The following is a 20494-nucleotide window of genomic DNA, read 5'->3' as shown; positions in this document are numbered from 1 at the left end:
CCGCGTTCGACCTCACGCCGGACAGCTCGCGAGCTCACGCCGGACAGCTCGCGAGCCGAGGTGACCGTCACGCCGTGACGCCGCCCTGCGGCAGGGTGAAGATGTATCCCTCGGCGAGCTTCTCCGGGAGCACCGTCTCGATCGCGCGGACGGTGTTCTCGCGGTTGCCGCCACCGTCGTGGGCCAGGGCCACCGCGCCGGGCCGGATCGCCGCGCGGAGGTTGTTCGTCAGGGTCTCCTCGGAGAGGTCGTTGCCGTCCCAGTCGAAGATCACGTTGCCCAGGCCGAGCGGCTGCATGCCGAGGGCTGCGGCGACCTCTCCGGTGATGCCCCAGCTGCCGTTCGGAGCCCGGAAGTAGGGCACCTGCTGGGCCGGATCACCCAGCACCTCTCGGATCGTGGCGAGAGTGGCCTCGAGGTCCCGCTCGACCTCGGCATGGGACCAGCTGCCCATGTCGGCGTAGGAGGTGGAGTGGTTGCACAGCGTGTGACCCTCGGCGACGATGCGCCTCAGGATCTCGGCGCCGCCGGGGGCGGTGATGTTCTGACCGATGACGCAGAACACCGCTGTGACCTCGTGAGCTGCCAGGACGTCCAGCAAGCGATCGGTCTCGCCGGGGTTGGGCCCGTCGTCGAAGGTGAGGGCGGCCACCTTGCCCGTGCCCCTTGCAGCGGCGAGCGGCGTCGTCGTCGGACGGACCGCGCCGCCCGGCACGAACCCGGGGTCCCGGCCGGTCTGCCGGTCGCTGCTCGACTCCACCGTCGCGACCCTGTCGTCCCCCTCGGCGGCTGTCAAGCGCCGAGCCCGCGGATCTGAGTACCGGCGCTCATGCGCCTCGTGCCTTCGATCCAGGATCCTGAAGACATGAAGCTCTTCGTACGGCTGACCGTGATGGTCGGCGGCAGCATCCTGTTCTCGGTCGCAACCGATGTCCTCTTCCGCGCCGAGGACGCCACCATCGGCGCCGGCCTGCTCTACTTCGCGCTGCTGCTCGCCGTCTCCGGGCTCTGGGGCCTGTGGGACGGATACCACGCGAAGCGTCTCGTGCCCGTGTTCGTGCGGTGGGCAGTGATCGCCGGCGCGGTCGGCCTCAGCGGTCCGTTCCGGATCTGGTTCGAGGAGGGTCGCGACTTCGGCGTGCTGTGGAGCGACTTCTGGAACCTGACCCCGTTCCTCACCGCTCTCGTCCTCGCCCCCGCCGCGGTGGGCATCGGCATCGGCTACGCCCTCGGCGGCGGCGGGACGGTGGGGAACAGCGCGCCGCAACGCCCCTCCCTCTAGGCTCTCTTCCACCACCGACCCAGGAGGAGCCCGAATGACCACCTTCCGTGAGGCGATCGAGGCCAAGGACATGGACGCCGTCGAGTCGATGCTGGCCGACGACGTCGTGTTCACCAGCCCGGTCGCGTTCAAGCCCTACCCCGGCCGGGCGATCACCGCCGCGATCCTGCGCGCGGTGGTGAAGGTGTTCGAGGACTTCACCTACGTACGCGAGATCCACGACGGCGCCCACCACGCCTATGAGTTCACCGCCAAGGTCGACGGCCTCGACCTCAACGGCTGCGACTTCCTCACCTACGACGAGGAGGGGAAGATCATCGACTTCAAGGTGATGGTGCGCCCGCTGCGTGCCGCCGAGGCCCTCGCCGCCCGGATGGGCGCGCAGTTCGAGGAGATCAAGGCCGCGGCGTCGAACGGCTGAGCCGTCAGCGCGACGACCGCGCCTCCCGCCGCTCCTGCTGCCGCTGCTGGGCCTCGGGCAGGAACTTCAGGCACGGTGCGTCCGCCTCGGGGTGCTTCTGGGTGAGGTGGAAGATCCATCGGTCCATCGCCGCCATGAAGCCGTTGTCCTCACCGGCGCGATAGGTCGCCCACTTGATCCGGTCCCGGACGACACACTCCGTGCAGGTGACCTTGTAGACGAACTGCTGCTGCTCGTCGAGATCGATCCTCACCGTGGCCAGAGGCCCGGCCTGCGAGGCTGCCTTCCTCTCACGAGCCGACTTGCTCGCCGTCATGCTGCACCTCGTTCCGTCGGGACACGAAGCCTACGTCAGCAGGTCGTCACCACGTCGAAGCGGCCGCCCGCCGACTCCTGGAGGGTGGTCACGGTGGCGTCGCCCTGGCCCATGTAGTCCTCGGAGACATCGGCGTAGTACGGGTTGTAGGGGTTGGTCCCGTAGGAGTGCGCTCGCCCGGCGGCCTGGTGCTGGGTGTTGGTCGCCGAGCCGCAGTAGAGGCCGGGCTCGGTCGGCGGGTCGGTGGGCTCCTCCGTGGGCGGGTCCGTCGGCTCGGTGCTCCGATCGACGCGGCGGTTGTTGTCGAAGAAGAAGTCCGTGACGTACGCCGGGTAGTCGATCGAGTTCGTCGTGATGTAGGAGCCACCGGGGCCACCGCCCGCCGGCCAGTTGTGGCCCATCCCGGTGTTCTGGATCAGCGATACCCGCGGGCCGCTGCCGTCCGACCACAGCGTCCCGGAGCCGGCGGTGTTGTTGCCGGCCAGCCCCGACAGCGAGAACGAGGACTGCGAGGAGGCACCGTAGATCCCGGCCATGACCTGCGCGTTCAGGGTGTTGTAGCCGGGCGCGACGGTCGTGTCGTTGGAGCCGTAGATCACCGAGGTGACCTGGCTGCCGAAACCTGAGGAGGCCGAGCCGGCGAAGGTCCGGCAGGTGTTGGTGACCTGCGACTGGGTGACCGCCACGGACCCGATCTGCCCCGAGGTCGTCCCGACCGACGGCCCGGCGTTGATCCCGATCCCGGCGAAGACGTCGGGCGCGAGGCACCCCATCACCATCGTCTCGCCGCCACCGGAGGACAGACCGGAGAGATAGACCTGGTCGGGGTCGATGTCCAGCGCCGGATCCGCGAGCAGGTCGCTGACCAGCTGGAGGAGGTTGTCGTCGTGCCGGCTCGGCGAGGTCCTGGAGTGGTTGCTGTCGTAGTAGTCCCAGCAGCCGAGGATGACGCCGCCGTTCGGCGCCGCGGGGACCGCGACAACCATGCCGCGGGCGTCGGCGGTCGCGGTCCAGTTGCCGCCGTCGCGCAGGTTGGCCGAGGTCTGCACGCAGCCGTGCAGATTGACCATGAGTGCACGCCCGGTGCCGAGCGTCGGAGAGGTGCTGGGGACGTACAGCTGCGTGGTCATCCCTCCCGCGGTCCGGGCCGTCCACGTGCCCGCGGCCGCCGCAGGCTCTGCGGAAGGCGCGACCGCGATCGCCGTACCGCCGGCGAGCACCAGGCCGAGGCCCGCGAGCGCCGCACCGATCCGTCGTTGCCGCAACCTGGGTGAGATCCGTGACCCGAGACGCATGACCGATCCTCCTCAGCGAGACCCGCCCGCCGCTTCCCGGCGGGCAGATCGACGGTAGATGTGACGCCCGCCACAGGTCTATGTCGACCCGAACCACATTCCGCCGCCCGGATGTATCGATCCGGCGCCGGTCAGCGGTAGAGCTCCTCGTCGATGCTCGCCAACCGCGACGGATGCACCCGCTCCCCCAGCCCGTAGAACTGCTGGAAGCTCATCACCAGCGGCCGCCACCGATCCGGGTCGATCCGGTTGGGATGACCCTCGAGGCGTACGTCAGGCATGACCCGCACCGCCGTCACCGCCACCTCCACGGCGAGCAGCTTCGGCTCCCCGAGCTCGTGGATCGCCGAGATCGTCCCCTCGATGTGCACCGGGCACTCGGCGACCGACGTCGGCAGCACCGTGTCCGATCCGTACGCCGTCAACCCGGCGTGCCCGTACTTGTCGGCCACGTGCACATACCCACGCTCCGCCTTCGCCGCCGACATCGCCGCATTGCCCGTCGTCAGCGCCAGCCGGTCCACCTGGGTCACCAGGTCGACGCTGGGAAGATTGAGGACGATCTCGGGCCGCTCCCTCAGGTTGCGCGCCGTCTGCGACGAGGCCCCCATCCCGAGGACCGCCGTACGTCCCAGCCAGAACACCGACGACATCGGCATCAGGTTCGTGCTGCCGTCCTCGTTGAGCGTCGAGAGCACCACCACCGGCGTGCCGAAGTAGAGGATGGCCGGATCGATGTCCACATGCGTACCCATGCCCAGAACCTAGGGCGAGTCATCGGACACTTCCGGCGGGTATCCGACGGAGCACTCAGGGACGGCGAGTGAAGCGGATGGTGCCGTCCGGTGGTCGTTCATGGACATAGGCAGGGTTGTGCGCCAGTCGGTGGTGATGTGGGCACAACAGCGCCCCGTCCTTGAGATTCGTCTTGCCGCCGGTTGCCCAGGGGTCGAGGTGGTGGGCGTCGCACCATTCGGGTGGCATGTCACACCCTTCGGCTTGGCAGCACTTCTGCTGCAGCCGGAGGGCTTTGCGTTGGATCGGCTGGAAGAGCCTGCTCGCCCGGCCGGCGTCGAGGATCTCGCTATCGCCGCCCAGCACCCAGGGGATGATGGTGGCATTGCAGGCCATTCGGCGGGCCTCGGCCGCTGAGATGGTGGTGCCGTTGGTCTCGTCGTAGCCCAGGGTCGCAGTCCCGAGTTCCTTGCGGAGATCCTCGAGCGAGATCACCACGTTGATGGTGGTGGCGTCACCACCGTGCCGGGGCAGGGCGGCCGGGTCGACGGTCTCCAAGAGCCGGGCGAAGCCCTGACCCATCAACCGCTCCCACGGCGGCAACTGGGCACCTTTGTCGAGGAGCTGTTGTTTGCGGGGCTGGGCGTAGGCCTCGACGAGTCGCTTGAACCGCATCCCGACCGAGGTCGGGAGGACCCCGTCGAACCCGACGGTCCCGTCGTGGTTGTCCCACACCCGCAGCGCGGTCTTCTGCTGGGCGCGTTCTTCCTCGGCCAGCAGTGCTTGGGCTTCGGCGTCCTCGAACCTGGCAGGGTCGATCTCGCGCAGGATGCGCTTGCCGACGATGCGGAGTTCGTTGGCGGTCAGCCGGGTGGCGTAGTCGACCAGCAGCTTCTCGGCCAGGACCAGGTCCTCGCGGCTCGCGACCGGGTCGGTCTCGATCTTGTCGAGGGCCTGGGTGATCACCCGGGCCTTGTCCGGGGACACGACGCCCTCGGCGAGACCTGCGGCGACGCGCTCGTACTTGCCGACGCCGGCGGCGAGTTTGATCTGGGCGCGGGCAACAGCGTTGTCGATCAGCAGCTCGGTCCGCAGCCACCCCGCCGCGTCCTTCGCACCGGTCTCTTCAGCGATATCCCCAGCAACGGCCAAGACCCGCAGCTTCAAAGCGGCCTGCTGGGCCTGAAGCTTCTCGAGTCGTTCGAGCAGGTCCCTCTTCTGCCCGGTCCGCCAATAGACAGGGTCGCTCGACAGCAGCTCTCGAAGGGAGGATTCGATGGCGGTCAGGGCGGCGTCGATCGCATCGCCAGGGTTGGTTCCCCGGTGGTCGATCTCGCGGCCGAGACTCATCGCGTCCCTCCCTTCAGAGGTGTGCTGTGATGGGTCTGATTCTACGCCTCTGTCACCGACAGATCCACCTATTTTCCCAGGTCAAACGACCTTTTCGCATTTAGCGAACGGCCTCGTTCCTGTGGATGATAAGTGGCCCGCAGGGCCACCATCCCTCCCCCAAAGCAGTCCGATCCCGTACAAGAATCTCGCTGCGCCACACCCCGGCCGCCGCCCCGATAGCCAGCCAAATCTTTTCTCGATCTGGTCCGGAGTCCAGGACCGCGAAGCGGCCGGCGAAGCCGGCGCCCGCAGGGCGTCCTTGACGCCGGTCCAGATCGAGAAGACCCTCAAGAACGGGTCGGCGGCCCACACCAGCCCCGGGGAACGGTTACGCACGGGGTGGTCTCGACAAGCTCGACCACCGGGGCATCACTGGTCCGCGACACACCATGTCGCGCGCCCGGCGAAGCCGGCGGCCGAAGGCCGTCCTTTACTCCGGGGCCCGGCGAGAAAACCCTCAGGAAAGGGTCGGCGGCCCACCCCAGCCACGACGACGGTCACGCACGCGTTGTCTCGACAAGCTCGACCACCGGGGCATCACTGGTCCGCGACACAACATGTCGCGCACCCGGCGAAGCCGGCGCCCGAAGGCCGTCCTTGACTCCGGGGCCCGGCGAGAAGACCCTCAGGAAAGAGTCGGCGGCCCACCCCAACCACGAAGAACAGTTACGCACAGCGTGGTCTCGACAAGCTCGACCACCGAGACAAGTCACTCGCCGCGCGCCCCACAACCAACAGCACCCGCAACCTCAGCGACCATCACCCGAAGATCCCCCAGAGACAAAGACCGCGACGAAACCCCCGCAGCCCCGATCGTGGCAACCGTGCCACCACCAACCACATCCGGCCCCAGATCACACGCCCAGAAGCCCCGCGCAGCACGCCCGCCACCATCGACGTACGCCCGCCCACCGGCAACCGAGAACGAGTCCTCCACCGCGCCGATCCGCCGGTGCTCGACCTCCCAGTCGTCCTGTTCGACCGACGCCGCGGCCACGACGCTGCCGACCTCCCCGCCGATGCTGTCACTGACGACGGCACAGGACCAGCTTCCCCGATCCCCGAGGGGAAGCGGTTCGGGATCGGAGCCCCTGAACAAGTCTGTGCCGAGCACCGACGCGACACGCCCGGTGCTCATCCCGCAGGCGGTCGGCTCGGCGTACGCCTCGAAGGGTCCGTCGAGAGGATCGGCGTCGCAGCCGGCGGCGAACTCGGCCGCGGCTCTGAGCACCTTGCCGAACGCCTTCGCGGATCCTTCGATCTCGGAGGAGGACCAGACGGAGATCGCCGGTAGCCCCGGCCAGTATCGCGAGCACACCCACCTGCCCTCGAAATTGTCGTCGGTGCGCTCGAAGCCGGCGAGCCCGCCGTTGAAGCTCATCCGGTGAGCGCTCGACTCCACCGTCCGGAGCCGCCTCGGCCAGGTCTCCGCATCATCGGCGAGCAGCGTGAACTCGAGCTCGCCGTCGTCAGAGCCTTCTCCGCCGACGACGGCCGAGCAGCGCCTCCCGAAGCCATACCTCTCCACGAACCTGTCCGTGTCGAGCAGGTCCTCGACGAGGTCGGTCCGTACGCCGCAGACCGTCGCCTTCTCATAGTGCGGCGTCAGGCCGCTTCGCCATTTCCAGACGCCACCACCGACCATCAGCAGCGCGATCACGACGCCGACGACGACAACACGAGAGTTCACAACATCCCCTTGGGTCCCGAGACAAGGGCATGATCTCACCGCTCGGTGTCGTACCAGGTGCGCAGCCGCGCGACGATCGCGTCGAGGGAGCCGTCCTGGAGGGCACGTCCGAAGACGCCGTCGCTGAACTGCTCGCCGCGGCTGTAGACGGTCGCCAGGCGGGCGGCGTCAGCGGCGGGCAGGTCGGCGAGACGGGCGGGATCGGAGAGGAGCGGGTTGCCGCTCATCCACTTCATCCAGTCGATGTTGGCGCCTGGCAGCGAGACGTAGAGCTGTCGGACCCGGTCGCTGTAGACGGGGTACGGCGCCTGGGTCGCGCCGCTCTCCATCTTCTGGCCGCCTCCCCACGTCCAGTCGCGGTCCTCGGCCGTCAGCCCGTCGGCCGCTTCGAACGTCTCCCGCCACATCTTCTCCGGCAGCTTCCGCAGCTCGGCCTCGACCTCGGCGTCCGAGGGATCGAGAGCCGCGCGGGCGCGGTCGAAGGCGTCGTACGCCTTCTGGTCGAAGAGCACCAGGCGCACCTCCTCGACGGAGGTCGGCGTCCGGGCGAGGGTCCACAGCGAGACGTACGCAGCCTCCTCGAGCGGGTAGCGGTAGACGCCGGTCGAGATCGCCGGGAACGCCACCGTGCGCGCCCCGAGCTCGTCGGCGACCCGGAGCGACTCGCGGAAGCAGGAGGCCAGCAGGCCGGTGTTGTCCTGGGCGTCGCCGAACACGGGGCCGACCGTGTGGATCACCCACCGTGCGGGCAGGTTTCCCGCCGTCGTCGCGACCGCCTGCCCGACCGGGAGACCACCGCCGAGGTGACCCGCCCGCAGCCGCCGACACTCCTCGAGGATCATCGGGCCGCCGCGCCGGTGGATCGCCCCGTCCACCCCTCCGCCGCCCAGGAGCGAGGAGTTGGCGGCGTTCACGACCGCGTCGACGTGCTGCTCGGTGATGTCCCCGCGTACGACCGTGATCCTCACGCCGTCAATCTAGCGACCCTTGCGCGAGCGACCCATGCGGCCGGACCGAGTGCGACAGCCACACCGGCGGCGAGGGAGGCGAGGACACCGAGCCACCCGAGGCCGGCGGCCTCGAGCCCCGGATAGACCTGCCAGTGAACGAGGTAGATCCACAGCGACGAGGCGGCGAGCACGGCGGTCAGGCGCGCCAGCGGCCACGGCAGCAGCGCAGGCCACGGGATCAGCAGGACGAGGATGCCGAGGGCGACCGTGGCCTCGCGGACCGGATCTCCGAAGAAGCCGTACGTCGCCACCACGACGAGCGTCGCGACGAGCACCCGCTGCCACGGTCGCTGCGCCTCGGCCGCCGCCCAGCCCAGCGCGACGCACCACAGGACACAGCCGATCGTGTAGCGCTCGGTCGCACCGGCCTCGAGGCCGACCCACAGGTACCGCACCGCGAGGGTCACGCCGACCACGCCGACAGCCGCCGAGAACCGGTGACGCCGCTGCCACCGGTCGAGGACGGGCACCAGGAGCAGGAGGGCGAGCCCGGCGAACGACCAGGTGATGACCTCCAGGAACCAGAGCTGCCAGTCGCGGGTCCACTCGTCGCTGCCGAGCGCCTGGTTGAGGCCCAGGGCGGTCGGCCAGTGGTAGCGGTCGCTGACCAGGGCCACCGCGGCGACCCAGAGGCCGGCCGGGAGCGCGACCGCCGCCGCACCCCGGAGCAGCCGACGGGCGCGCAGCACCCGGGTCGGGGCGGTCAGCCCGAAGCGGGCGAGGTTGAAGCCGGCCACCGCGAGCAGGATGTGTGCGCCACCGAGGAGCGTCCACACGTCCGCGTGGCTGCCGACGATGGCCACGATGGCCACCGCGCGCAGCAGCACCGGGATCTCGACGGGCCGCAGCCAGCGCCGCGGGCTCCGCGCGCTCGCGGCGAGCTCGGTGATGCTCCGGTGCTGCCAGCCGGTCGGCAGGGTGCCGAGCCGCGCGCCGAGCTGGGTCGCGATCTCGACGAAGGAGAGCGAGTCACCTCCGAGCGAGACGAAGCTGTCGGCCACGGTCGCGTCGGGCCGCCCGAGCACCGCCGCATAGACCGTACGCAGCGCCTCGGCGTCCGCACCCGCCGCCAGCCCAGCCCCGGCCGGCCCGGCGGCCGGCGGCCCGGCCGCGTCGGCCACGCTCGCCCACGCGTTGAGGGTGGCGTAGTCGACCTTCCCGTTCGGCGTACGCGGCATCTCGTCGATCCGGTGGACCTGGACCGCCGCGCGCGGCAGGGCCACGATGCCCCCGACACGCGCCGACAACCCGGCGGCTGACCCAGGATCCGAGGTGAACAGGTGCAGGCGGCCGCCCGGCGCGACGACACGAACGGCAGCGGGACCGAGCTCGGACTCGATCCGGTCGAGGTCGAGACGCAGCCCGAGGACCTTGCCGAACCGGCTGCGCCGGCCGGTGATCTCCCACAGCCCGTCGTCGGCCTGCCGACCGAGGTCGCCGGTGCGGAGCTCGGTGAGCTCGGGACCGCGAGCGAGGTCGCCGACGCTCTCGGCGTACCCCATCATCACGTTCGGCCCGGTGTAGACCAGCTCGCCGACGCCCTCCCCCACACCGTCGACGGGATCGAGTCGGAAGTGGCCGCCCGGGATCGGGATGCCGATCGCCTCGGGCCGGCTGGCAGCCAGATCCGGCGGGAGATAGGCCATCCGAGCCGTGGCCTCGGTCTGGCCGTACATGACGACCAGGTCCCAGCCACGAGACTCCCCAAGAGCCGCATAGCGACGGACGGTCTCGGGCGGCATCTTGCCGCCGGCCTGGGTGATGTAGCGCAGCGACGGCAGCGAGCGCTCGGCGAAGCCTGAGGTGTCGAGCAGGTCGAAGGTGTAGGGCACCCCGGCGAACGAGGTGGCGCCGTTGCGGACGGCGACGTCCCAGAAGCACTCATCGGCGACGGAGAGGTCGGTGAGGATCACCGCGGCCCCGGCACTGAGGTGGGAGTTGAGCACCGAGAGGCCGTAGCAGTAGTGCAGCGGCAGCGAACTCATCGCCCGGTCGGCGGAGGTGAGCCCGAGGTAGGCCGCGATGCTGGCCGCGTTGGCGGCCAGGTTGTCCCGCGAGAGCCTGACCAGCTTCGGCGACCCGGTCGAGCCCGACGTCGACAGCAGCAGGGCGAGGTCGGGATGGATCTCGGCCGTGCCGTCGAACGCGGCCCGGTAGCGCGTCCGGAGCTCGCCCAGGTCGCTCCCCGGCGGTGTCAGCAGCACCGGCCGCCGGGCGGCGAGCGCGGCGAGGTAGCCGATCACCGAGTCCAGGTCGTTGCCCGCCTCGAGCAGCACGACCCCGTGCGAGGGACCGTACGCAGCCACCCGGTCCGTCACCGCCTGCTCCAGCTCGGCATAGGTCAGCGTCGCCTCGGCGGTGATCACCGCCGGGTCCCCCGGCCGCCCGTTCAGGAGCAGATGGGCACCCGTCGCGATCGTCGAGCTCATCGAGCGTCCCCGGCATAGCCGACCAGCGGCCCGACGACCTCGAGCGCGACCGTGGCCCCGATGTCGGGGATCCCGGTGCCGGCGACCCGGGCGGTGACGCGTACGTCATCGCCCAGCCGCACCCGGATGGTGGCGTCGTGGCCGAAGAACGAGACCTCCTCGACGACGCCCTTGGTCCCCGAGGTGGCATCGGCCGAGACCTGCACCTGCTCGGAGCGTACGACCAGCGTCACCGGGCCGGCGGGCAGCGGCGCCGCGAGCCTGACCTCGCCGAGCGGCGAGTCGGCCCGTCCGTCTGCGGCGACCTCGCCGGGAAGCAGCGTCGCCGAGCCGAGGAAGGCGGCGACACCGGGATGCTCGGGGGTCAGGTAGACGTCCACCGCGGAGCCGACCTGCAGGAAGCGCCCGGCGGCCATCACGGCCACCTGGTCGGCCAGCGAGAGCGCCTCGCCCTGGTCGTGGGTGACCAGCAGCGCTGACGCGCCGGCCGTACGCAGCGCCCGCACGACCGCACGCCCCGACTCCTCCCGGAGCCCCGCGTCGAGCGAGGAGAACGGCTCGTCGAGGAGCACCAGAGCCGGCCGGGGCGCGAGCGCACGGGCCACGGCGACACGCTGCTGCTGGCCGCCGGAGAGCTCGTGCGGATGCCGGTCGGCCAGCTCCGCGGGCAGCTCGAGCAGCCGGAGCAGCTCGGCCACCCGCGCCTGCCGCTCGGCCCGGGACACCGAGCGGCCCAGCCCGAAGGCGATGTTGCCGCCGACGTCGAGATGCGGGAAGAGCGCGCCCTCCTGCGGGACGTACCCGACCCCGCGGCGACGCGGCGCCAGCCCCGCGACCGAGCGCCCGCCGATCCGGATCTCGCCGGCGCTGGGCGTGATGAACCCGGCCACGCAGCGCAGCAGCGTGGTCTTGCCGCATCCGGAGGCTCCGAGCACGGCGGTGACGCCGTCCTCGACGGTCAGGTCGAGCCCGTCGAGCACCTGGCGCCGGCCGTGTCCGGCGCGCAGCCCGCTCACCTGCAGTGCCGCGGTCATCGCGCCTCCCCTCGGGACGAGCGCCCCAGCAGCACCGTCGCCGGGATCGCGAGCAGCACCAGCGCGAGCGCGTAGGGCGCCGCTGCCCCGTAGGCGACCGCGGAGGCCTCGCTCCAGAACTCGGTGGCCAGGGTCGTGGTGCCGATCGGGGCCAGCAGCAGGGTGGCGGTCAGCTCGGTCGAGACCGCGAGCGCGACCAGCGCGGTGGCCGTCGCCAGCCCAGGCAGCAGCAGCGGCAGCGTGACCCACCGCATCGCCCCGGCCCGGCTCTGGCCCAGGCTCAGCGCGACCTCCTCCAGCCGCGGCGGCACCAGCTCCAGCACCCCGCGCACCGCGACGAGCGCCCGCGGCAGGAACAGGATGACGTACGCCGCCACCAGCAGCGGCAGGGTCTGGTAGACCCCGGGCAGCCAGCCGATCGCGACCGTCACCAGGGCCAGCGCCACCACGACGCCCGGCAGCGCGCTGGTGGTGTACGCCGCCCGCTCGACACCCAGCGACCAGCTGGTCCGGTGGCGCACGGCCTCCCAGACGACCGGGAGCGCCGCGGCCGTCGCGACCAGGCCGGCGACGGCGGCGAGCGCGATGCTGGTGCCGGCCGCCGGGAGCAGCCGGGACAGGTCGAGCTCGGCCGAGGCACCTCGGGCCAGCCATCGCACCAGGCTGGCCGCGGGGAGACCGACGGCCAGTGCCACGAAGGCTCCGAGTCCCACCACGACGGGCGCGGTCCAGCGCCCGAGTCGCGTCCTGGGCGCCGGGCGGGCGGTGCCGCTGCCGACCCGGGCGCGGTGCGCCGGCCCACGGGCCAGCATCTCCAGGGCGAGCAGCCCGAAGCACGCCAGCAGCAGCACACTGGCCAGCAGGGTCGCGGCGGGACCGTTGAAGGCCGTGCCGTACTGCTGCAGGATCGCGGTCGTCAGGGTCGGGTAGTTGAGCAGCTGCAGGGCGCCGTACTCGGCCAGCAGGTGCAGCCCGACCAGCAGCGCCCCGCCCAGGACGGCCGGGGCGAGGGTGGGCAGCACCACGAGCCGGAAGACCTCCCGCGGCCGACGGCCGAGCGACGCCGCGACCTCCTCCAGCGAGGGGTCGAGGCGGCGCAGCGCGGCCACCGTCGGCAGGTAGACCAGCGGGTAGTAGGACAGCGAGACGACGAGCACCGTCCCGGGGTAGGACTGCACCGCGTGGGTCGTCGCCACCCACGCGTAGCCGTTGACGAAGGCCGGGATGGCCAGCGGCGCGCACAGCGCGCCGTGCCACCACCCGGCCAGGGGCAGCGAGGTCCGCTCGACCACCCACGCCCCGCAGACCCCGAACACGACGGAGAGCAGGACCCCGGCGACCACCAGCCGACCGGTGTTCCACAGCAGCTCCCCGATCCGCGGCCGGACCAGGAAGTCGTACGCCTCGGAAGGCCCGACCGATGCGGCCGACCACAGGACGTACCCGACCGGGATCAGGCAGGCGGCGACGATCGCGCCGGCCAGCACCGGGACCAGCCACCGCCCGTACCGGACGGTGTCCAACGTGCCGAGATGCAGGCTGCTCAGAGGAAGCCGACTTCCGTCATCATGTCGACCACCGCGGCGCTGTCGAGGTCGGAGACCGACACGGCGGGCGGCGCGAGCTCGGAGAACTTCTTGACCGGCGGGTCGAGCTGGACCTCGGGGTTGAGCGGGTACTCCAGCGCGTAGCTGTCGGCCAGGCCCTGCTGGCCGGTCTTGCCGGTCAGGTAGCCGACGAACTTCTCGGCGTCGGACTTGTGCTCGGCCGAGGCCAGCACACCGGCGCCGGAGACGCTCACGAACGCGCCGGGGTCCTGGTTGCCGAAGAAGTGGAGCTTCGAGTTGTCGCTGACCTCGCCGGACTCGGCCTGGTCGCGGTACCAGTAGTAGTGGTAGATGATCCCGACCGGCACCTCGCCCGCGTTGACCGACTCCAGCACCACGTTGTTGCCGTCGTAGACGGTGCCGTTGGCCTTGATCCCCTCCAGCCATGCCTTGGTTGCCGCTTCGCCCTCGGTGGCCAGGACCCCGGCGACGATCGCCTGGAAGTCGGCACCGGTCGGCGAGAAGGAGACCTTGCCCTTCCACTCCGGCTTGGCCAGGTCGAGCATCGAGGTGGGCAGCTCGGCCTCGGTGATCTCGTCGGTGTTGTAGACCAGCACGGTGGAGCGGGCCACGAACCCGGTCCAGGCGTTGCTCGTCGGCCGGTACTGCTCCGGGATCGGCGCGGTCACGTCGTCCGGCAGGGTGGCCAGCAGGCCCTCGCGCTCGACCGCGGCCATCGCCGGGGAGTTCTCGGTGAGGAAGACGTCGGCCGGCGACTTCTCGCCCTCCGCGACGAGCTGGGCGGCCAGCTCGAGGTCCTTGCCGTTGCGCAGCTCGACGTCGATCCCGGTCTCCTTCTCGAATGCCGGCACCAGCTCTTCCATGAGCTGCTCGTGCTGAGCGTTGTAGACGACGAGGGCGTCGCCGGAGGAGCAGGAGGTGAGCGTTGCCCCGAGGAGGGCAACCGAGACCGAGACCACAACAGCGGAGAGAGGCTTCACGGCCATCCTTTCATTTGGTAAGGCTGACCTTAGAAAGGTTTACCTAAGAATGCGAGCGCCAGGGTGCCATGCAGGCGGCTCGCACCAGCTCGCGGGTCGACCTGCATCGGTTTTGGCGATGCCTTATGCCAAAAGGATTCGTTTGCCAGAGGAATGGAGGGGTCACGACCATGGGTGTTGCGCCTCACACCTTTGGAGAATGAAACATGCCAGACCAACCAGTCGTCGAGAAGCACACCATCGGCTACGTCCCGCCCGAGGACCGCCATGGCAAGGTGCGCGACCTCTTCACCCTGTGGTTCGGGACGAACATCGCTCCCCTGCCCGTCGTCACCGGTGCCGCTGGCGTCACCGTCTTCGGCCTCGATCTCTTCTGGTGCCTCGTCGCCATCGTGGTCGGCCACCTCGTCGGCGGCGTCTTCATGGCGCTGCACTCGGCCCAGGGCCCGCAGATGGGCATCCCCCAGATGATCCAGAGCCGCGGCCAGTTCGGTTCGTACGGCGCCCTGATCGTCGTGGTGATCGCGGCCGTGATGTACCTGGCCTTCTTCGCCTCCAACATCGTCCTCGCCGGCCAGTCGCTGCACGGCATCGCCGAGCCGATCCCGGTCGAGGCCGGCATCGTCATCGGCGCGCTCGGCTCCGGCCTGATCGCGGTGATCGGCTACAAGGTCATCCACTCGCTCAACAAGATCGCGACCTGGGTCCTCGGCATCGGCATCGTGCTCGGCACCGTCGCCATCTTCGTCGCCGGCGTGCCCGCGGGCTTCTGGACGCAGGGCGGCTACAGCACCGCCGGCTTCCTCGCCACCGTCTCGCTGGGTGCGCTGTGGCAGATCGCGTTCGCTCCGTACGTCTCGGACTACTCGCGCTACCTGCCGGCCGGCGTCGGGGTGAAGGCCACCTTCACCGCCACCTACCTCGGCTGCACCCTCGGCTCCATCCTGCCGTTCGCCTTCGGCGCCATCGTTGCGCTGGCGATGAAGCCGGGCATCGAGGTCATGACCGGCGTCCGGGACACCACCGGAGCGTTCGGCACCCCGCTGCTGGTGCTCTTCCTGCTCTCGGTGATCAGCCACAACGCGCTCAACCTCTACGGCACCGTGCTCTCGGTCATCACCTGCGTGCAGACCTTCGTCGCCACCTGGATCCCGACCGCCCGCAGCCGCGTGGTGCTCTCGCTCGTGGTGATGGCGGCCTCGACGTACTTCGCCATCGGCGTCTCCGGCAACTTCATCTCGCACTTCGTCGACATCGTGCTCGCGCTGCTCGTGGTGCTGGTGCCGTGGACCGCGATCAACCTGATCGACTTCTACCTGATCCACCGCGGCAACTACGACCTCGACTCGATCTTCGCAGCCGACGGCGGCATCTACGGCCGCTTCAACGGCCAGGCGATCCTCGCCTACGTCATCGGCATCATCGTCCAGATCCCGTTCATGGCCACGCCGCTCTACACCGGGCCGGTCGCGGACAAGCTCGACGGCGCTGACCTGAGCTGGATCATCGGCCTGGTCGCGACCGCGCCGATCTACTACCTGCTGGCGCGCGGCCGCAAGCTCGCTCCGAGCGAGGTGGCGCTGGCCCCGCAGGCCTGAGCCACCCAGCACTCCCCCGGCGGGAAGGTCGCGTCAGCGGCCTTCCCGCCGCCGTGCTGCACGACCGGAGGAGCGGACGAAGGCCTGGGCGCGGGCGGTGAGGCGCACGCCCTTCATCGAGGCCAGCACGACCTCGAGAGGCTCGACCGGATCGCTGATCTCGAGGGTCACGATCTCGGCACCGTCGTACGTCGTGGAGCTGGCCGGACGCTGGTTGAGCACCGACCACCCCTGGCCGTTGGCGACCATCGCACGGACGGTCTCGAAGCCGGCGCTGCGGTGGCGGATCTCGGGGCGGAAGCCGGCCGACTCGACCAGCCGCTCGAAGTACTGGCCGCTGTGGGGCAGGTCGAGGAGCACCATCGGCTCCTTCTCGAGCTCGGCGAGCGCGACCTTCTTGCGGCGCGCCAGCCGGTGCCCCTTGCCGACGAGGACGTAGGGCGCCGCGACACCGACCCGGACGTGGTCGATGTCGTCGTCGAGGTCGTAGCCGTACATGAGCGCCAGCTCGCAGCGGCCCGAGCGCAGCGCGTGCTTGAGCGCCGCGTGCTCGTCCTCGAGGACCGAGACGTGGATGCCCGGGTGGTCCTGCTCGCAGGCGGCCAGCAGCCGCGGCAGCTCGAACGGGCCCAGGGTGGTGAAGCAGCCGATGGTGAGGTCGCCGACGAGCGCCTGGCCGGCGGAGCGGGCGACCTCGACCAGCTCGCTGGTGTGCACCAGATAGCTGCGCAGCTCGCGGTAGAACTCCTCGCCGGCGGCCGTCAGGGTCAGGCCGCGGGCGTGGTGGCGCAGCAGCAGCTGGACGCCGAGCTCCTTCTCGAGCTGCGCGACGGCCGTGGAGACGGCCGACTGCGAGACCACGAGCTGCCGCGACGCGGCGGTCATGGAGCCCAGCTCCGCAGCCGCGGCGAAGTAGCGCAGCTGGGTGAGGGTGAAGGACGGCTCGGCCATGCGAGCCATCCTGCCCGAAGTCACTCTCGTTTCGCCCCGTTGACGCGGTCGACGCCGTTGACGCCGTCCGCGTCGAGGTTCGCGAGCGTCTCGGGACGCAGCAGCGCGTCGAGGACGGCCGGGTCGAGTCCGCCGGTCGCGAGCGCGAGGTCTCGCACCGCTCCGGCGCCGCCGAGCGCCGCCTTGGCGATCTCGGCAGACTTCGCGTAGCCGAGCAGCGGGGTCAGCGCGGTGGCGAGACCGGCGTTGGTGGCGGCCGCGGCGGCGAGCTTCGCGGCGTCGACGGTGATCCCGTCGACGCACATCTCCCGCAGCGAGTCGAAGGCGGCGGCGGTCCAGGTGAAGCCCTGGAGCAGACCGTGCGCCATCACCGGCTCGAACGCGTTGAGCTGGAGCTGGCCGCCCTCGGCCGCCATCGTGACGGTGAGGTCGTTGCCGATCACCCAGAACGCGACCTGGTTGACCATCTCCGGGATGACCGGGTTGACCTTGCCGGGCATGATGCTCGACCCGGCCTGGCGGGCGGGGAGCCGGAGCTCGCCGAGACCGGCCTGCGGCCCCGAGCTGAGCAGCCGCAGGTCGTTGCAGATCTTGGAGGCCTTGACGACGATCCGCTTCAGCACGCTGGAGACCTGCACGAACGCACCGGTGTCGCTGGTGGCCTCGACGAGGTCACCGGCGCCGACCACCCGCAGGCCGGTGATCTCGGCCAGGTGCTGGACGGCGAGCCGCGGGTAGTCGGGGTGGGCGGTGATGCCGGTGCCGATCGCGGTCGCGCCGAGGTTGATCTCGCACAGCAGCACCCGCGAGTCCGCCAGTCGGGCCAGCTCCTCGCGCAGCGTGGTGGCGAAGGCACCGAGCTCCTGGCCGACCGTCATCGGGACGGCGTCCTGGAGCTGCGTACGTCCGATCTTGGGGACGGCGCGGAACTCGGTCGCCTTGCGGGCGAAGGAGTCGGCCAGGGCCTCGGTCGCCTCGGCCAGGCGGTCGATCGCGCCGACGAGCGCGAGCCGGACGGCGGTCGGGTAGACGTCGTTGGTGGACTGGCAGCGGTTGACGTGGTCGAGGGGGTGGATCTCGTCGTAGCTGCCGAACGGCAGGCCGAGGATCTCCAGGGCCCGGTTGGCGACGACCTCGTTGGCGTTCATGTTGGTCGAGGTGCCGGCGCCGCCCTGGATCACGTCGACGACGAACTGGTCGTCGAGCGCACCGTCACGGACGTCCTGCGCGGCGGCGGCGATGGCGCCGTGGCGGCGGTCGTCGAGGAGGCCGAGCTCGTGGTTGGCCCGGGCCGCGGCGAGCTTGACCGCGCCGAGGGCGGCGACGAGCGAGCGGTGGCTGCCGACGGTCGTGCCGCTGACCGGGAAGTTCCGCAGCGCGCGGGCGGTGTGGACTCCCCAGTAGGCGGTGGCCGGGACCTCGAAGGCGCCGAGCGAGTCGTGCTCGACGCGGGTGGACGGGGCGTCGACGGCGGTCATCGTGCGGTCATCTCGACAGGCTCGATACAACGCGCCTCCTCGGCGACGTCGAGCGCGGTCCAGGCCAGCGCGGTGGCGGCGTCGAGGAGCGCCTTCTCGGCGTCCCCGCCGACGCAGTGCGCGGCGAACTCGGGCTGGTGGTTGAGGGCGGTCCCGGAGTTGATCCCGACATAGGGGTGGATCGCCGGAACGACCTGGGAGACGTTGCCCATGTCGGTGGAGGCCCGGTTCATCCGGCGAGCCGGGGTGCCCGGGTCGAAGACCCGGCCGATGTCCTCGGCATTGCGCCGGTACGCCGCCAGCGCGGGCGCGAACGTGCGGAACTCGGCGTACGGCTTGCTCTCCGGCTCGACGGTGAGCGTCGCGCCGGTGGCGAGTGCGCCGGCCTCGAAGCAGCGCCAGACCTTCTCCTCGGTCTCAGCGAGCTGGGCGAGGCTCTCGGCGCGGACGTACCAGCGGCCCTCGGTGCGGGCCGGGATCGCGTTGGGCGCCTCGCCCCCGTTGGTCATCACGCCGTGCACCCGCACGGTCGGCGGCAGCTGCTGGCGGAGCAGGCCGATCGCGACCTGGGCGATGGTGAACGCGTCGGCGGCGTTGACGCCCTGCTCGGGATAGGCGGCCGCGTGGGCGGCCTTGCCGCGATACTCGACGTGCGAGTGCGAGACCGCGAACGGCTCGGCCTCGGCGACGTCGACGGGCGCGGGGTGGGCCATCATGGCCAGGTCGAGCCCGGCGAAGGCGCCGCGCTCGAGCAGCTCGATCTTGCCGCCGCCGCCCTCCTCGGCGGGGGTGCCGTAGACCTCGATGGTCAGCCCTGCCGCGTCGGCGAGCGGTGCGAGCGCGCGGGCGGCGCCGACGGTGATCGCGGAGATCAGGTTGTGGCCGCAGGCGTGGCCGAGGCCGGGGAGCGCGTCGTACTCCGCGCAGAGACCGAGCCGGAACGGGCCGCTGCCGAAACTCGCCTGGAACGCGGTCTCCAGGCCGAGGTAGGCCGGGGTCACGGTGAACCCGGCCTCCTCGAGCGACTCGGCGACCCAGCGCGAGGAGCGGTGCTCCTCCCAGGCGGTCTCGGGGTGGGCGTGCAGCTGCTCGGAGAGCCGGATCAGGCGGTCGGCGTCGCTGCTGACGGTCGCGGCGGCGTCCTGCTTCGCGGTGGTCATCACTCGTCCCCGGGAACGCCGTAGGACGGTGCGGTGGTGGGGTCGAGTCCGCGGGTCACGTAGTCGTCGCGCTGCGGCAGCCAGACCTTCAGCAGGTCGCGGAGCTCCTCGACCGGGCGCTCGCTCCAGTCGACCCGGAGGTCGGTGACCCGCCAGGCCACGTCGCGTACGACGGACAGGCCCGCCGAGTGCACGGGCCCGGCCTCGCCGCCCGCGGCCAGTCCGGCCTCGAGCCCGGCGAGCAGCCGCTCCTCGAGCTCTCCGGTCGCCGCCTCGAAGCCCGCCACGACCGCGTCGACGACCTGAGTGCCGGACAGCAGGTTGCCGGCGGCGACGACCTGCGGGGCGACGACGTGGTGGTGGACGCCGAGCGACCCGGACCCGCTGTACGCAGCGCCGGCCCCGTCGAGGCCGAGCACGGTCAGCTGACGGTGCTCGATGTGCTCGCGACCCTGGGTGACCGCGGCCAGTGCGGCCCGGGCGTCGAGCCCTGAGGCGAGCGCGTCGAGCAGGTCGGTGCCCAGGCGCGGGTCGGTGATGTTCTGCGACGAGGCACCGCCGACGCCGGGGCGCAGGTGGACGCAGCGCGCGGCGACGGCCGGGCTCGAGGAGGTGACGGCCATGCCGACGGCGCCCTTGCCGTCGGTCGCGAGGACGGAGAAGGTCACTTCGACGCCTCCGGGATCACGGCGATCGCGTCGACCTCGACCAGCCACTCCGGGCGGGCCAGGGCGGAGATCACCAGGCCGGTCGAGATCGGGTGCACGCCCTTCGTCCAGCGGCCGATGGTCCGGTAGACGACCTCGCGGTAGCGCGGGTCGACGATGTAGATGGTGAGCTTGACCAGGTGCTCCATCTCGGCACCGGCCTCCTCGAGCAGCATCTTGATGTTGGCCATCGCCTGCTCGGTCTGCGCCTCGACGTCGCCGATGCCGACCGACTCGCTGGTGTCCAGGTTCTGCCCGATCTGGCCGCGCACGTAGACGGTGTTGCCCGCGACGACGGCCTGGCACAGGTCGTTGTCGAGGTTCTGCTCGGGATACGTGACGCTGGTGTTGAACGGGCGGATCCGGGTGTGTCCGCCGACGACGATGCTGCTCTTGTTGGTCTCCACGACGTCCAGTTCACCTCGTCCCGGAGCATGTGTCCAACAGA

General features: G+C 70.8%; 19 protein-coding genes and 1 pseudogene. 3 read left to right on the top strand and 17 right to left on the bottom strand.

Annotated elements, in window-relative coordinates; genetic code table 11:
• Window positions 1-67 precede the first annotated feature (67 nt).
• On the bottom strand, window positions 68-760 hold the full coding sequence (locus ACWZJV_RS25765; protein WP_457179352.1) for a polysaccharide deacetylase family protein: 693 nt from the start codon (window positions 758-760) through the stop codon (window positions 68-70).
• Between the two features lie 105 nt (window positions 761-865).
• On the opposite strand from ACWZJV_RS25765, the gene ACWZJV_RS25760 reads away from it, so the two are divergent.
• Entirely contained in the window at window positions 866-1282 is a 417-nt protein-coding gene (locus ACWZJV_RS25760; RefSeq protein WP_457179351.1) for a hypothetical protein, read from the top strand.
• A 34-nt stretch (window positions 1283-1316) separates the two neighbouring features.
• Window positions 1317-1703: a nuclear transport factor 2 family protein gene (locus ACWZJV_RS25755; protein ID WP_457179350.1), complete on the top strand. Its 387-nt coding sequence runs from the start codon at window positions 1317-1319 to the stop codon at window positions 1701-1703.
• Between the two features lie 4 nt (window positions 1704-1707).
• Here ACWZJV_RS25755 and ACWZJV_RS25750 read toward each other — a convergent pair whose 3' ends face one another.
• The 11 genes and pseudogenes from ACWZJV_RS25750 to ACWZJV_RS25700 form a co-directional block, all read right to left on the bottom strand.
• On the bottom strand, window positions 1708-2019 hold the full coding sequence (locus tag ACWZJV_RS25750) for a hypothetical protein (RefSeq protein ID WP_457179349.1): 312 nt from the start codon (window positions 2017-2019) through the stop codon (window positions 1708-1710).
• 35 nt (window positions 2020-2054) lie between these two features.
• Window positions 2055-3314, bottom strand: coding sequence for an extracellular catalytic domain type 1 short-chain-length polyhydroxyalkanoate depolymerase (locus ACWZJV_RS25745; RefSeq protein ID WP_457179348.1), 1260 nt, complete (start codon window positions 3312-3314; stop codon window positions 2055-2057).
• A gap of 131 nt (window positions 3315-3445) precedes the next feature.
• Complete coding sequence (locus ACWZJV_RS25740; RefSeq protein WP_457179347.1) at window positions 3446-4069, bottom strand: flavin reductase family protein; 624 nt, start codon at window positions 4067-4069, stop codon at window positions 3446-3448.
• A gap of 55 nt (window positions 4070-4124) precedes the next feature.
• On the bottom strand, window positions 4125-5399 hold the full coding sequence (locus tag ACWZJV_RS25735) for a DUF222 domain-containing protein (RefSeq protein WP_457179346.1): 1275 nt from the start codon (window positions 5397-5399) through the stop codon (window positions 4125-4127).
• Between the two features lie 751 nt (window positions 5400-6150).
• Complete coding sequence (locus ACWZJV_RS25730) at window positions 6151-7131, bottom strand: hypothetical protein (protein ID WP_457179345.1); 981 nt, start codon at window positions 7129-7131, stop codon at window positions 6151-6153.
• A gap of 35 nt (window positions 7132-7166) precedes the next feature.
• On the bottom strand, window positions 7167-7538 hold the full coding sequence (locus ACWZJV_RS25725; RefSeq protein ID WP_457181989.1) for a DUF6508 domain-containing protein: 372 nt from the start codon (window positions 7536-7538) through the stop codon (window positions 7167-7169).
• A 51-nt stretch (window positions 7539-7589) separates the two neighbouring features.
• Window positions 7590-8099, bottom strand: a pseudogene (locus ACWZJV_RS25720) (O-acetyl-ADP-ribose deacetylase); the annotation flags it as partial.
• Complete coding sequence (locus tag ACWZJV_RS25715; RefSeq protein ID WP_457179344.1) at window positions 8096-10570, bottom strand: AMP-binding protein; 2475 nt, start codon at window positions 10568-10570, stop codon at window positions 8096-8098. The pseudogene ACWZJV_RS25720 and the gene ACWZJV_RS25715, both read right to left, overlap by 4 nt.
• Window positions 10567-11604 carry an ABC transporter ATP-binding protein gene (locus ACWZJV_RS25710; protein ID WP_457179343.1) on the bottom strand — a complete coding sequence of 346 codons (1038 nt, stop codon included), beginning with the start codon at window positions 11602-11604 and terminating at the stop codon, window positions 10567-10569. The genes ACWZJV_RS25715 and ACWZJV_RS25710 overlap by 4 nt, the downstream gene beginning before the upstream one ends.
• On the bottom strand, window positions 11601-13127 hold the full coding sequence (locus ACWZJV_RS25705) for an ABC transporter permease (protein WP_457179342.1): 1527 nt from the start codon (window positions 13125-13127) through the stop codon (window positions 11601-11603). Before ACWZJV_RS25705 ends, ACWZJV_RS25710 begins: the two co-directional genes overlap by 4 nt.
• Before the next feature lie 20 nt (window positions 13128-13147).
• The gene (locus tag ACWZJV_RS25700) at window positions 13148-14158 is read right to left on the bottom strand and encodes an iron ABC transporter substrate-binding protein (RefSeq protein WP_196874521.1); all 1011 of its coding nucleotides are present in this window, start codon (window positions 14156-14158) and stop codon (window positions 13148-13150) included.
• Window positions 14159-14358: 200 nt separating this feature from the next.
• Here ACWZJV_RS25700 and ACWZJV_RS25695 point away from each other — a divergent pair, with 200 nt between their 5' ends.
• Window positions 14359-15750 carry a purine-cytosine permease family protein gene (locus ACWZJV_RS25695; RefSeq protein WP_008361585.1) on the top strand — a complete coding sequence of 464 codons (1392 nt, stop codon included), beginning with the start codon at window positions 14359-14361 and terminating at the stop codon, window positions 15748-15750.
• A 33-nt stretch (window positions 15751-15783) separates the two neighbouring features.
• Here ACWZJV_RS25695 and ACWZJV_RS25690 read toward each other — a convergent pair whose 3' ends face one another.
• From ACWZJV_RS25690 to ACWZJV_RS25670, 5 genes are read right to left on the bottom strand one after another with little or no spacing between them, the layout of a single operon-like run.
• On the bottom strand, window positions 15784-16701 hold the full coding sequence (locus tag ACWZJV_RS25690; protein WP_378878638.1) for a LysR family transcriptional regulator: 918 nt from the start codon (window positions 16699-16701) through the stop codon (window positions 15784-15786).
• 20 nt (window positions 16702-16721) lie between these two features.
• Complete coding sequence (locus ACWZJV_RS25685; protein ID WP_457179341.1) at window positions 16722-18179, bottom strand: aspartate ammonia-lyase; 1458 nt, start codon at window positions 18177-18179, stop codon at window positions 16722-16724.
• Window positions 18176-19339, bottom strand: coding sequence for a M20 family metallopeptidase (locus ACWZJV_RS25680; RefSeq protein WP_457179340.1), 1164 nt, complete (start codon window positions 19337-19339; stop codon window positions 18176-18178). The genes ACWZJV_RS25685 and ACWZJV_RS25680 overlap by 4 nt, the downstream gene beginning before the upstream one ends.
• Entirely contained in the window at window positions 19339-20007 is a 669-nt protein-coding gene (locus ACWZJV_RS25675; RefSeq protein WP_457179339.1) for a DUF1028 domain-containing protein, read from the bottom strand. The genes ACWZJV_RS25680 and ACWZJV_RS25675 overlap by 1 nt, the downstream gene beginning before the upstream one ends.
• The gene (locus ACWZJV_RS25670; RefSeq protein ID WP_008361594.1) at window positions 20004-20453 is read right to left on the bottom strand and encodes a RidA family protein; all 450 of its coding nucleotides are present in this window, start codon (window positions 20451-20453) and stop codon (window positions 20004-20006) included. The genes ACWZJV_RS25675 and ACWZJV_RS25670 overlap by 4 nt, the downstream gene beginning before the upstream one ends.
• Window positions 20454-20494 lie beyond the last annotated feature (41 nt).

It is taken from the genome of Nocardioides sp. WG-D5 (genome assembly GCF_054031175.1).
The sequence above is the reverse complement of the archived record's forward strand: the minus strand, read 5'-3'. Positions and strand labels throughout refer to the sequence as shown.